At 68.8% G+C, this 12,516-nt stretch carries 10 protein-coding genes and 1 tRNA gene; 6 read left to right on the forward strand and 5 right to left on the reverse strand.

Going from position 1 to position 12,516, the window contains the following annotated elements:
• Positions 1-152 precede the first annotated feature (152 nt).
• Positions 153-1,640, reverse strand: a complete 1,488-nt coding sequence (locus tag BSZ36_RS11955) for a T9SS type A sorting domain-containing protein (RefSeq protein ID WP_094549242.1) — start codon at positions 1,638-1,640, stop codon at positions 153-155.
• A 208-nt stretch (positions 1,641-1,848) separates the two neighbouring features.
• Between BSZ36_RS11955 and dps the strand changes: the two genes are divergently transcribed.
• Positions 1,849-2,400, forward strand: coding sequence for a DNA starvation/stationary phase protection protein Dps (gene dps / locus BSZ36_RS11960; RefSeq protein WP_094549244.1), 552 nt, complete (start codon positions 1,849-1,851; stop codon positions 2,398-2,400).
• A 107-nt stretch (positions 2,401-2,507) separates the two neighbouring features.
• Here dps and BSZ36_RS11965 read toward each other — a convergent pair whose 3' ends face one another.
• Both BSZ36_RS11965 and BSZ36_RS11970 read right to left on the reverse strand, forming a co-directional pair.
• Positions 2,508-3,176: a peptidoglycan recognition protein family protein gene (locus BSZ36_RS11965; protein ID WP_094549246.1), complete on the reverse strand. Its 669-nt coding sequence runs from the start codon at positions 3,174-3,176 to the stop codon at positions 2,508-2,510.
• 132 nt (positions 3,177-3,308) lie between these two features.
• On the reverse strand, positions 3,309-5,372 hold the full coding sequence (locus tag BSZ36_RS11970; protein ID WP_179271165.1) for an ABC-F family ATP-binding cassette domain-containing protein: 2,064 nt from the start codon (positions 5,370-5,372) through the stop codon (positions 3,309-3,311).
• Positions 5,373-5,600: 228 nt separating this feature from the next.
• Between BSZ36_RS11970 and BSZ36_RS11975 the strand changes: the two genes are divergently transcribed.
• From BSZ36_RS11975 to BSZ36_RS11990, 4 genes are all read left to right on the forward strand, one after another.
• On the forward strand, positions 5,601-5,837 hold the full coding sequence (locus BSZ36_RS11975; protein ID WP_218827656.1) for a FeoA family protein: 237 nt from the start codon (positions 5,601-5,603) through the stop codon (positions 5,835-5,837).
• Between the two features lie 7 nt (positions 5,838-5,844).
• Complete coding sequence (locus BSZ36_RS11980) at positions 5,845-6,072, forward strand: FeoA family protein (RefSeq protein ID WP_179271166.1); 228 nt, start codon at positions 5,845-5,847, stop codon at positions 6,070-6,072.
• 111 nt (positions 6,073-6,183) lie between these two features.
• Entirely contained in the window at positions 6,184-8,442 is a 2,259-nt protein-coding gene (gene feoB / locus BSZ36_RS11985) for a ferrous iron transport protein B (RefSeq protein ID WP_094549250.1), read from the forward strand.
• Between the two features lie 237 nt (positions 8,443-8,679).
• On the forward strand, positions 8,680-9,885 hold the full coding sequence (locus tag BSZ36_RS11990; RefSeq protein WP_094549252.1) for a tol-pal system YbgF family protein: 1,206 nt from the start codon (positions 8,680-8,682) through the stop codon (positions 9,883-9,885).
• A 44-nt stretch (positions 9,886-9,929) separates the two neighbouring features.
• Here BSZ36_RS11990 and BSZ36_RS11995 read toward each other — a convergent pair whose 3' ends face one another.
• Complete coding sequence (locus BSZ36_RS11995) at positions 9,930-11,369, reverse strand: undecaprenyl-phosphate glucose phosphotransferase (RefSeq protein WP_094549254.1); 1,440 nt, start codon at positions 11,367-11,369, stop codon at positions 9,930-9,932.
• A gap of 90 nt (positions 11,370-11,459) precedes the next feature.
• Complete coding sequence (locus BSZ36_RS12000) at positions 11,460-12,254, reverse strand: aspartate/glutamate racemase family protein (RefSeq protein WP_179271167.1); 795 nt, start codon at positions 12,252-12,254, stop codon at positions 11,460-11,462.
• A gap of 103 nt (positions 12,255-12,357) precedes the next feature.
• Here BSZ36_RS12000 and BSZ36_RS12005 point away from each other — a divergent pair.
• Positions 12,358-12,428, forward strand: a tRNA-Gln gene (locus BSZ36_RS12005).
• The last annotated feature ends 88 nt before the right edge of the window (positions 12,429-12,516 follow it).

Here is a 12,516-nt window from a genome sequence, read left to right on the forward strand (position 1 = left end):
CCGGCTCGGCCTCTGGCGCAAGAGGCCTCTCTATGCGATTGTCAGCGCGAGCGATGCGCGGCGGTCCCATGGCGCCGGGCACGGCCTACCAGATCGCCGCGTCGCTGCGCTCCTCGCGGTGACAACGTCCACGCGCCTCTGGCGTCGGAGGCCTAGCGCCGTACGACGCGCGCGGTTGCGGACCGTTCGCCAGAGGTCGCGCGGAGGACGTAGACGCCGGGTGCCCAGCCGGAGGCGTCGATCTCCATTCTGGCCTCTGGCGCGATCTCGCGCGAGAGCACGCGACGGCCAATCGCGTCGAAGGCCTCCACGAGCACCGGGCCTCTAGCGCCGGTGACGTTTATCGCCAGAGGCCCGGCGGTGGGGTTGGGGAAGGCGGTCAGCGCGAGCGTGGTCGCCAGAGGCTGGGCTTCGCCGGCGACGTCCACGACGGGCACGGGCGTGCCGCGCTCGACCCCGCCGACGCGGGAGTAGACCAGCTCTTCGGAGAAGCTGAAGCCTGAGAAATAACCGATCAGCCCAACGCCCAACTGGTAAGACTGCGACATCTCCCCGATCGTGAACGCCTTGACCTGTTCCTCAAACATGGTGACGGACACACCGTCACAAGGGCCTCCTTGAATCTGCCCCTCCAGGTCCGCGTCGAGCGGGCAACTGTCCGTGCTCTCGTCGGCCTCGTTCCGGACACGTACGGTCGCCGTCCGGCGGTCAAAACGGACGAGTCGCTGGGACTGCCCCGTCGAGAGGTAGTCGCCCTCGCCTAGGCCTGTGCGTTCGTACACCTTGTCGCGGACGACCGCGTAGGTCGTGTCCCCGACGCTTTCCGTACCGATGACCTCTGTCAGCGTGACCTCATCCCGAACGCAAAGCCCTTTAGGGCCGTCACACAGTCTGTACTGCCACAGGTCTCCCACTGCGAGCGGGTAGTACCGCGCCGCGTCCGTCGTGTCCGGGATGCCTGGGAAGTCCGCCTCTGGCGCGTCGCCGTAGAAGCGTCCCTGGATGCGAGCCGTGACGAGTTCGAGCGTCCGCGCCCCCGCCTCCTCGAACGCGCTCCGCACGAGCCCGACGCCGGCCGCGTACGTCTCCGAGCGGTCGATCGTGCTGCTCCGGCTGATCGTCTTGGCCGTGAGCGTGTACGTCTCCGCACCGATGGCGACGGACTCCGCGTACCCGCCCGATATCACCGAGAGCCCCCCATCCGCGCAGGTCACCTCGCGCTGCTCCCCAGACGCCCGCGGGAACGACTCGGAAAGCGCGCACGCCGAGAGCGTTTCTTCCGCCGCGCCGATCTCGCGCGTGGCGACGCGCGACGAGAGCGTATCGAACCGCGCGAGGTAGCGCCGAGCCTCTGGCGGGGGCGGGGCGCCCGCCGGCACCTCTCGCGCCCACTCCTGCACGACGGCGTACGTGCGGCCCGCTACGAGGGTGTCCGCCTCCACCCGGCGCCTCAGGGTGTAGACGTACGGCGGCACCTCGCCCTGATCCACCTGCACACGGTACTGCCACACATCGCCAAGGTGGAGCGGGTAATAGCGCCACGCCGAGGTGCTATCCGGCGGCGGCGGCGGCCCGGGAGGGTTCTGCGCCGCCGCGCCAGAGGCCACGAGGAGCGAGAAAAAGAGGAGCAACGCGCGCATGCGTTCGGGACAGATGTGTACGCCTATCGTACGCGATCCACGCAGAGGCTCCAAACGACTCCATGCGCGCCTCCCCCTCTCCGAAGCCTCTGGCGCCAGAGGCTCTGCGCTCGCGTGGCATGAGGGGGGCCAGAGTTAAGACGCCGTGGCGCCGGATCACCGTCCCTGGCGTGGGGTTTACAGGCTCCACTCTCCAACACCTCTTCCCATGTCTGACTCCAATGGCGCCCTGACGGCGCAGACCCCCTACAAGACCCGCATCGACATCTCGGAGGAGGACCGCCACAAGCTCACGGCGCTCCTCAACCAGACCCTCGCCGACACGTCCGACCTGTACTCCCAGACGAAGCAGGCGCACTGGAACGTGAAGGGCAAGGACTTCTACCAGCTCCACCTGCTCTACGACGAGCTGGCAGAGAAGCTCGAAGAGCCCGCCGACCTCGCCGCAGAGCGCGTCGTGCTCCTCGGCGGGTACGCCTACGGAACCGTGCGGATGGCCGCCGAGACCAGCCGCATCTCGCCGTTCCCTGGCCCCGGAGAAGGCGAAGCCAACTTCCTCACCACCCTCGCCGACCGCTGGGCGGAGTACGCCAAGTACATCCGCGAGGACAACGGCAAAGCCGACGAGATCGGCGACCCGGGGACCACGGACCTCTACGACCAGATCACGCACATCGCGGATCGCGGCCTGTGGTTTATCGAGGCCCACGTGCAGCGCTACCACGGCGAGCTCACCGAAGGCGGCGAGGACCCGAGCTAGAGCCGCGCCCGCCTCTGGCGCGGCTATGCGCCGCCAGAGGCCACGTGCTCAACCCGTTCCGACGCCAGAGGCCCTGCGCTTCTGGCGTCGGTCTGTTCTGAAGCTCTCTAGAGCCGTGAGGGATCCAGCCGCGAGAGCGGCATGGTGCCCTTGAACTTGGGGAAGAAGATGCGGAGCGCGTCGCCCGGGCACTGCGTCTGGCCGGTTGCGCGGTCGCCGTGGCCTTCCAGGCGGTTGCGGGGGATGTCGTAGCGCGCCGCGAGAGCGCGGACGAGGTTCATCGTGCTCGCGACCTGGCGCTCGGTGGGCTGCTCCTCCATAAAGTTGCCCTCCACGACGATCTGAATCTGGCCGTGGAGGTCGTAGTTCGTGTTCGTGTCGCCTTCCAGCCGCACGTCGCGCCCTTCCAGGATGGTGCCGTCGCTCGCGATGTAGTAGTGGTACGGCACGTCCGCCCAGGCCTTTTTAGGGCGGCCGTCATCCAGCGTGTCCGAGGACAGCGAGAAGCGCTGGAGCGCCTGGATCTTGGCCTCTGGCGTGCGGTCCGCGTTCTGGTACGTGGCCGTGTGGTGGATCGTGATCGCGTCCGGCGTCTGCGGCGGGACGGCGAACGCCAGAGGCTCTGCGCCCCACTCAGCGCGGGTGACGACCTCCACGTCCGGCAGCGGGTCCAGCGGCGGCAGCACGGGAATGGCGGAGACCGTCTGCGTGGAGCCACCCGAGGAGCAGCCCGCGAGTGTGAGGAGAGCGACGGCGACGAGAGAGAAGCGGGACATGTAGTGGAGTGTCCAGAAACGGGAGGGCGAATACCTCAGAGTACCGAAGCCTCTGGCGAGACCGATCAACAATCCGCACGGGCGGGACTGTGCGCGCTCTGAACGGGGCCTCTGGCGCCAGAGGCCGACCGGTTAAGCGAGAGCGGCCTCGGCGAGCGTTTCCCATATCGACATCAGGTGGGTCTCCATGTCCGAGGCCTTGGCGTGCGCGTCCGAGGTCTGCTTGAAACGCTTGGCGTCGGCGTACAAGTCTGGATCGGCGAGCTTTCGTTCGAGGTCCACCTTTTCCTTCGTCTTGGCGGCCACGGCCGCTTCGAGCGCGTCGATGGCGTAAGCCAGTTCGTCGGGCGAGAGCGAGGCCGGGTCCAACGTCTCCTCGCCGCGCGTGGCGCGAGAGACGCGCTGCCGCATCTCGGCGGCGCGGCGCTTCTCCTCTTTGGTCCGCTTGCCGCCGGTCTTGGTCGGGATGGCCTTTTGCGTGCCGCCGGAGGCTCCGTGGCCGGAGGCCGCGAGGCCCTTGGTGGGCGCCGCGCTGGCGCCAGAGGCCTTGAGCGAGGCCGCTGCGGTGCCCTGCTCGCGCTGCCACTCGGCCTCGGTGTAGGTGCCCTGATACGTGCGGACGGTCCGGTCCTCGGCGTACCACACGCGGTCCGCCACGGCGTCGAGGAAGTGGCGGTCGTGCGAGATCAGGACGACCGAGCCGGTGTACTGCCGGATGGCCTCGGAGAGCACGTCCTTGGACGCGAGATCGAGGTGGTTGGTGGGCTCGTCGAGGACGAGGAAGTTGGCGGGCGAGAGCAGCGTGCGGGCCAGGGCAAGGCGAGAGCGCTCGCCGCCGGAGAGGACGCTCACGGACTTGAACACGTCGTCGCCCTTGAACAGGAACGCGCCAAGCAGGCTGCGGAGCTGCGTCTCGGACTGACCGCGGCCCTTCTCGCGCAGTGCTTCCAGAACCGTCGCGTCACGCGGGAGCGCCTCGGCCTGGTGCTGTGCGAAGTGCGCCTCTTTTACGCGCGCGCCGATCTCCAGCGAGCCCTCGAAGTCCTCTTGCGCGAGCAGCATCCGCGCAAGCGTGGACTTGCCTGCGCCGTTTTTGCCCACGAGCGCGATGGTGTCGCCTTTCTCCACGAGCAGCCGCGGCGCCCGATCGAACACGACGTTCTCGCCGCCCTCCTCGTTGGGGTAGCTCTTGGAAAACTCCGAGACCTCGGCCACGACGCGGACGCTCGGCGGCGGGTCGGGAAAGCGGAAGTGGATCTCGCCGGCCTCTTGCGGCGGCGGCGGGATGCGCTCCATGCGCTCCAGCGCCTTGATGCGGCTCTGTGCCTGCTTCGCCTTGGTGGCTTTGGCGCGGAACCGCTCCACGAAGCGCTCCATCTCGGAGATCTCCTTCTGCTGGTTCTCGTAGCGCGCCGTCCAGAGGCGGCGGCGCTCCTCGCGCTCGTTGATGTAGAAGTCGTAGTTGCCCGCGTACTCGTCGATCTGGCCGCGCACCAGTTCGGCGGTGCGGTTGGTCATCCGGTCCAGGAAGTACCGGTCGTGTGAGACGAGGACGACGGCCCCCGGGTAGTTCTTGAGGTAGCCCTCCAGCCAGCCGATGGACTCAATGTCGAGGTGGTTGGTGGGCTCGTCGAGCAGGAGCACATCAGGCTCGGAGAGCAGCATCCGCGCGAGCGCGACGCGCATGCGCCAGCCGCCCGAGAACGTGGAGAGCGGGCGCTCCATCTCCTCGGCACTAAAGCCGAGCCCGCCCAAGACCGTCGCCGTCCGCGCCTCGATGGAGTGCACGTCGTGCATGGCCATCTGCTCCTGCACGCGCCCCATGCGCCACACGAGAGCTTCGTAGGCCTCGCTCGTATGGTCCGGCATGGCCTCCATCTTGTCGGCGATCTCGTGCGCCTCGCGCTCCAGATCCAGCGCGTCCCCGAAGGCCTCTCGCGCCTCCGCCAGAGGCGACTTCGACGTGTCGTGCTCCTGCGTGTCCTGCCGCAGAAAGCCGACGGTCGCGTTCCCCTCGCGGATGATCTCGCCGCCATCGAGCGGGAGCTCTCCCGCGATGGCTTTCAGAAGCGTCGTCTTGCCCGCCCCGTTGGGACCGACGAGGCCGACGCGTTCGCCGGGACGGACGGTCCACGTGAGGCCGTCGAAGAGTTGGCGGCCGCCAAAGGCGAGGGAGAGGTCGCGGAGAAGGATCATGCGAGGCGTCTGCTTTTCCGAAGGGTCGCACTTCTGGGCGCTACGGGGGTTGAAAAACGCGCGGTTCCTCCGCGTGCGCATTCACGCGCCGAGGGTTCACGTTCTTTCGACAGCCGCGCCTCTGGCACCAGAGGCCACCCGCCGACCTCGCGAGACCTGCAACAAAACTTGACCGAGCGCATAGGCCCGCCGCAGCCTACCTTAGAACCGGTCCAGATAAGCACCCCTGTGTTCGACGCCCCTCCCGCTCCGGTCTCGTCCTTCCCCGCGGGGAAGACGATCCGTGTGTGCTTTATGGGCCTGGACGATGCCACATGCTCGCGCCTACGCGATCTCGGCATCCGCGAGGGCTGCGACGCCTGCGTGATGGCGACCGGCGACAAGTGCGTGCTGGCGCTCGGCGCCTCCCGCGTCGCCCTCCGCCGCGAGGTCGCCATGGGCCTCTTCGCGACCGACACGCCCTAGGCCTCTCGTGACGCAGACGCTGGACACGCTCGCCTCTGGCGCTAGAGGCACCATCTCTGGCTACGACGGCGATCCACCGATGCGTCTGCTGGAAATGGGCCTTGTGCCCGGCACGCCGGTCGAGGTCGTGCGGCTGGCCCCCCTGGGGGACCCGATGGATGTCCGCGTCCGCGGCTTCCACCTCTCCGTGCGGAAGGCCGAGGCGTCGCGCGTGGTGATCGAGGTGGCGTCGTGACCTGCCCCTCGGTGTTACGGGCGAGTATGGTGGCCGCAGGCCTGGGACGCAGAGTGAACCGACGTGTACAGAACGCATCCGCCTCTGGCGCCAGAGGCCTCTACTGGTAGCATGGAAACCCTCACACGCGTCCACACCGTTGCCCTGGCGGGCAACCCCAATGTTGGGAAGACCACGCTGTTCAACGCGCTGACCGGCTCGTTCCAGAAGGTGGCGAACTACCCCGGCGTGACGGTCGAGCGGAAAAGCGGGCTTCTGGCGGGGCGTGGCGACGGCGAGGCGGCGGTCGAGATCGTGGACCTGCCGGGGACGTACAGCCTCAACCCGCGCTCGGTCGATGAGCGCGTGGCGTTTGACGCCCTCGTGGGCCGGATCAAGGGCGAGCCCGCGCCGGACGTGGTCGTCTGCGTCGTGGACGCGACGAACCTGGAGCGCAACCTCTACCTCGTCACCCAGGTGCTCGACCTCGGTTTGCCGACGGTCGTAGCGCTGAACATGATGGACGCGGCCGAGGAGGCTGGGATCACGGTCGATCACGAGGCCCTTGCGCAGACGCTCGGCGTGCCCGTCCTCCCCATCGTCGCGCGCAAGGCCGAGATCGACGCGCTCCGCGCCGCCATCCTGAACCCGCCGAAGCGCGCCGAGGGCGTGGGCTGGGAGCTGATGCCCGCCGTCGAGGCCGAGATCGAGCCTCTGGCGGAGGCCCTCGCGCAAGAGGCCGCGTCCGTCCCCGAGGGGCAGCGCCGCTTCGAGGTGCTGGGCGCGCTCACGTCCGACCCGCTTCTGGCGGCCTGGGAAACCAAGGCCCCGCAGTTCCACGCGACCATTCTGGCCACGCGAGAGAGGCTGGAGGCGCGGCCCGTGCCGTACAAGATCGCCGAGATGCAGGGCCGCTACGGCTGGATCAGCCCCGTCGCGGCCCGGGTCGTGACGCAAGAGGCGGCCTCTGGCGAGGCGACGCTTTCCGACCGGATCGATGCCGTCGTGACGCACAAGATCTGGGGGCCGCTGATCTTCGGCGGCGTGCTGCTGGTCATCTTCCAGGCCGTGTTCTCATGGGCCGTCCCGGCGATGGACCTGATCGAGTGGCTGGTCGGCGTGACCGGCGAGGGGATGCGCGCGGTCCTGCCCGACGGCGTCTTCGAGGACGTGATGGTGGAGGGCGCGCTGAGCGGGGTCGGCAACGTGCTCATCTTCCTGCCGCAGATCCTGCTGCTGTTCTTCTTTCTCGGGCTCATGGAGGACTCGGGCTACATGGCCCGGACGGCGTTCATCATGGACCGCGCGATGCGCCGCGTAGGCCTCAGCGGCGCGAGCGTGGTCCCGATGCTCTCGGCGTACGCCTGCGCGATTCCGGGCATCATGGCCGCCCGTACCCTCGCCGACGAGCGCGACCGGATCATCACCATCATGGTGGTCCCGCTCCAGGGCTGCTCGGCGCGGTTGCCGGTCTACGTCCTGTTCATCGCGGCCTTTATCCCCTCTGGCGCCCTGTTCGGCATCATCGGGTACCAGGGGCTCGCGATGACCTCGCTGTACGTCCTGGGCACCGTGATGGCGTTTTTCGCGGCGTGGGTGCTGCGGAAGTTCGTGTTCAAGGGCGAGGGCTCGTCCTTCGTGATGGAGCTCCCGCCGTACCGGATGCCGCAGCCCAAGCACCTCTGGCGCCGGATGCGCGACCGCGCAAAGGTGTTCGTGGTCCGCGCGGGCAAGATCATTTTCGGCCTCAGCATCGTGCTGTGGTTTCTCGCGAGCTACCCCAAGGTGGACCTCCCGCCGGAGTTGGCGGCGCAAGCAGAGGCGGCCGAGGCGCAGGTCGGCGAGCGGTTCGTCGAGGTCGAGCCCGACGTCCGCGCCGAGCTGGAAGAGACCGACGCCGCGTCGATTGCGTCGGCGCAAGAGGCCGCCGACGCCGAACTCGTGCAGGACGAGGTCGCGGGCTACCAGGTGCGCAACAGCTACATCGGCCGCTTCGGCCACGCCATCGAGCCGGTCATGCGCCCGCTGGGCTTCGACTGGAAGATCTCGGCGGGCATCGTCGCCTCGTTCGCCGCGCGCGAGGTCATCGTGAGCGCCCTCGCGACGATCTACAGCGCCGGCGCCGACGCCAACGAGGAAAGCCTGGCCCTGCGCGACGCCATCAAGGCCGACCGCTACCCCGACGGCACGCCGGTCTTTACGCCGCTCGTGGCGGTGAGCCTGCTGGTGTTCTTCGTCTTCGCGCTGCAGTGCATGAGCACGCTCGCCATCGCCAAGCGCGAGCTCAACTCCTGGCTGTGGCCTCTGGCGATGTGGGGCTACATGTTCGCCCTCGCGTACGGCTTCTCGTTCGCGATCTACCAGGGCGGGAAGCTTCTCGGCCTGGGCTGATCCCGCCAGAGGCGGTCTCGTGATCCGGGCCTCTGGCGCCAGAGGCTGCGGGTCCCGATAGCAAGGCATCTCCTCCCCCAGACGCGGGGGCCGGGAGGGGGCTGATCGCGCAGCGCTCGCAGACGTCGCCCTGAGACCTCTACCCCGAGATCGGCTTTGCGCCCACCGCTCCCTCTTGAGGGAAACGCGCGCGCCAGAGGCGTGCCTAGCTTCCCGCCCCTTCACGCCCCGACGCCGATGCGCGCTCTCTTCAGCTTCGCCCTCGCCCTCGTCCTCACGGCTCCGCTCGCGGCCCAGCCGGCAGAGACGGACTCCACCGTCGCCGCTATCGAGCAGGCCGCCACTGCCCGGTTCGAGGGCGAGATCGCCCGGATTGAGAGCGAGGCCCGCGCGCTCCGCGACCGCGTGGCGCAGCAGGACCAGCAGATCGACCGGATCAACGCGCTTGAGGGGCAGATCGCGCTGGCGGAGCGTCGCGACCGCGCCGAGCGCAACCGCTTTTTCAACGTGGCCCGCGTCAAGTACCAGCGCGGGTTCGACGTGCTCCGCGACATCGAGTCCAACACGCGCGCGCTGCAAGGGCAGGCCCTCGTGACGGACTTCTTCGGGACGGTCCTCGAACTGACGGACCCGACGACCTACGAGGGCTTCGACACCGCCTTTGCCGACATCCGCCGCGAGCTCCGCGACGACCGCGCGCGCACGTGGTTCGACCAACTCGTCAGCCGCATCGGGCTCACGAGCGACGCCGCCGTCGCGGTGGGTGGCTTCGTGCCGCAGATCGACGCCGCCAGCCGCGCGCTCGGCACGGCGCGCTCGGTCGTCTCCGGCCTGTTCGGCCAGAGCAGCCGCCGCGTGGACGACCTCCAGCGCCTCGAACGCGTCGAGTGCGCGCTCCACGCCATCGACCAGCTCCACGCCGACCTCCGCTCGCTCAGCGCGTCCAACGCCGCGCTGCTCCCCCAGTTCACCTCCGTCCTCGCGACCTCTGGCGGCACGCGGCGGTCCTACATGCAAAGCCTGACGGGCGAGCCCGCCCCGCTTCCCGCCCCGCCGGAGTTCTTCCGGGCCGTCAACGGCGCCTTCCAGACCGCCATCGACGACGGCGGCGCCGAGTCCCTCGCGCTCTACGACCGCGTGGAGCGGACGCTGCTGGACACGGAGGCGGCCATGCTGGAGTACCACATCGGTGTCCGCGCCTACCTCGGCTACTGGGAGCGGATGCGCGCCTCGCTCGTCGCCCGACGCGACGATCCGTGCGTGGTCGGGCAACAGGCCGTGCGGCAGCGGTACTCGCTCGCCATCGACAAGGTGGACACCATCACGCGGACGGTGGAGCAGAACTACCTCTTCCGCTCGACGGAGCCCGCGAACGCGCACCACGAGTACTACCGCCTGGTGACGGGCCGCTTCACGCCGCTGCTGGGCAGCCAGGGCCTCTAACCTCTGGCGCTCCCGCCCGAAGTCTCCACCTCTGGCGCCAGAGGCTAGTACGCGTTCTCGTTGACGAACCCCTTGACGACGGTCATCGCCATGATCTTGAGGTCGAAGGCGAGGCTCCAGTTCTGGATGTAGTAGAGGTCGTACTCGATGCGCTTCTCCAGGCTCGTGTCGCCGCGCCAGCCGTTGACCTGCGCCCAGCCCGTGATGCCCGCCTTCGCCTTGTGGCGGAGCATGTAACCAGGGATGCGGTGGCGGAACTCCGAGATGAAGACCGGCCGCTCCGGCCGCGGCCCGACCACCGACATGTCGCCGCGGAGCACGTTGAAAAACTGCGGCAGCTCGTCCAGCGAGGTCTTGCGCAGGAACGCGCCCACGCGCGTCGCGCGGTTCTCGCCCGGCTGCGCCCAGACGGCGCCAGAGGCCTTCTCCGCGTTGACAGGCATGGACCGAAACTTGAGCATGTCGAACGTGAGCCCGTTCAGGCCCATCCGCCTCTGGCGGTAAAAGACCGGGCCCGGGCTGGAAAGCTTGACGGCGATCGCGATGCCGGCCAGCAGCGGCGCGAGCGCCAGCAGCACGAGGCCCGAAAACGCGATATCGAGGCCTCGTTTGACGACCGTTCGGATGTCGAACGGCGCCTCGTCCATGAGGTGGATAACCGGCAGGCCGTCCACGTCCGAGATCCGGCTGTTGAGAAGCAGCTCGATGTGGAACAGGTCGGGCACGAGCGCCAGGCTCGCCGTCCGGATAGAGCACTCCGCCGCGAGCCCCTCGATTTTGCGCGACGCCGCCAGAGGCAGCGCGGCGTAGACCATGTCGACGGGCCGGTTCTCGCTCGCGAGCCGGTCCATCACCTCGCCGGCCTCCTCCAGCGTGCCGATCACCTCTGGCGTAAACGTCTGCTCCGGGTAGAACGGGTCGGGCGGCTCGGCTTCCACCGTTGTGCCGCGGTCGTCCAGGAAACCCACCACCTCGAAGCCCATCCACGGGTAGTGCCGGAACGCGCGCGAGAGGCGCTGACCGGCCTTGCCCGCGCCGGCGATGAGCACGCGCCGGACGTTCGCGCCCTTCTGCCGCGCGCGCCGGAGCCCTGCGTAGATCGCCAGCCGCAGGCCGACGAGGAAGCCCGACGACAGGATGGCGAAAAACACCATGTGCAGCCGCGAGAACGAGAACTCGCGGTAGAAGAACGAGGCCCCCAGCGAGACCAGAAGGCTCAGCCCAACCGCCCGCGCCACGGCCCACACGACGAGCGTCAGCCGCTGCGCGCGGCGCGTCTGGTACAGCCCCGAGAGCAACAACGCCCCGCCCCAGATCGCGGCGACAAACGGCAGGAACTGCACGTAGTAGCTCAGCGGGACCGAGTCCACCGGCGTCAGGACCTGAAAGCGGATGACGTACGCCACCACCCACGCGACCGCGATAAGGGCGAGGTCCGCCAGGAAGAGGCCGCGCTGGAGGAAGAGACTGCGTTCGCGAAGCATTCGGGGTCCGGATCTGCCCAGGAACGGGCGGGGCGCCAAGATAGAACGCACACATGCCGCCGCCTCTAGCGCCAGAGGCCGGGGCGCGAGCTAGGTCAGGGGCCTGAGCTTGGCCGGGTGCGTCTCACGGATCAGCGCCCGCGCGAGCGCCCGCGTGGAGCTGACAAACGGCACGCCGCTGGCGTCGTGGACGGCCTCGGGGATCGCCAGAGGCAACTCGGTGCAGCCCAAGATGACCGCCTCGGCGCCGCGCTCGATGAGGTGCTCGGTCGCGCGGAGCAGTACCTCGCGGGCCTTCGGCTTCGGCGGGTGCGAGAACGCCTTGAGCCCCCAGGACGGATCGAAGATCGACGCCTGCACCTCGCGCTGCACCTCCGCCAGAGGCACCACGGCGTGCATCCCGGCCGCTTCCAGTCCGATCTCGTGAAGCCGGTTCGCGATCGACGAGTCCGTGGCCAGCACGCCGACCGTCTCGGCCTCTGGCGCCACTTCCTGCACGCGCGCCACGATGGCGTCCACGATGTGGAGCAGCCGGATGTCGCGCCCGTCCGCGGCGAGGTAGCCGCGCAAGAGGTCGAACAGCGCCGGCGCGTGGGCCGTGTTGCACGGGATCCCGGCGACGGCACAGCCCGCGTCGTCCAGCTTCCGCAAAACGTCCAGCATGGGCGGGACCGGGCTCGGCGCGGTGTGGTCGTGGATCCACGTGCTCCGGTCCGGGATGCGGCCCGGGTACGAGAGCAGCGCGACCGGCAGGTGCTCCTGGTCGGCGTGTGCGTGGGTCTCGTCGAAGATGGCGCGGACGAGGTCGAGCCCGGCGTACGGGCCGAGGCCTCCCAGCACGCCGATGGCGTCGCGCGGATCGGGGGCGGGGCGGGGTGCGGGCAATGAAAAGGGGAGCAAGGACGGGGTGCCGGCCGACAGAGCGCCAGAGGCTTCTGTAGTTTCGCTCTGTTCCGCTTCTGGCGCACGGCGCCGGGCCGCGGACGTTTGCCCCATGGTGTAATGGCAGCACACCACTCTTTGGAAGTGGTTGTGGAGGTTCGAATCCTCCTGGGGCAACACAGGCCGCGGTCGGCGGCCTCTGGCGCCAGAGGCGCGACAGGGGTGTTTCTGGCGCGATGCGAGCGTAACCGAGCCTGTTGGATGG

Source organism: Rubricoccus marinus, assembly GCF_002257665.1.
Taxonomy (GTDB): Bacteria; Bacteroidota; Rhodothermia; order Rhodothermales; family Rubricoccaceae; genus Rubricoccus; species Rubricoccus marinus.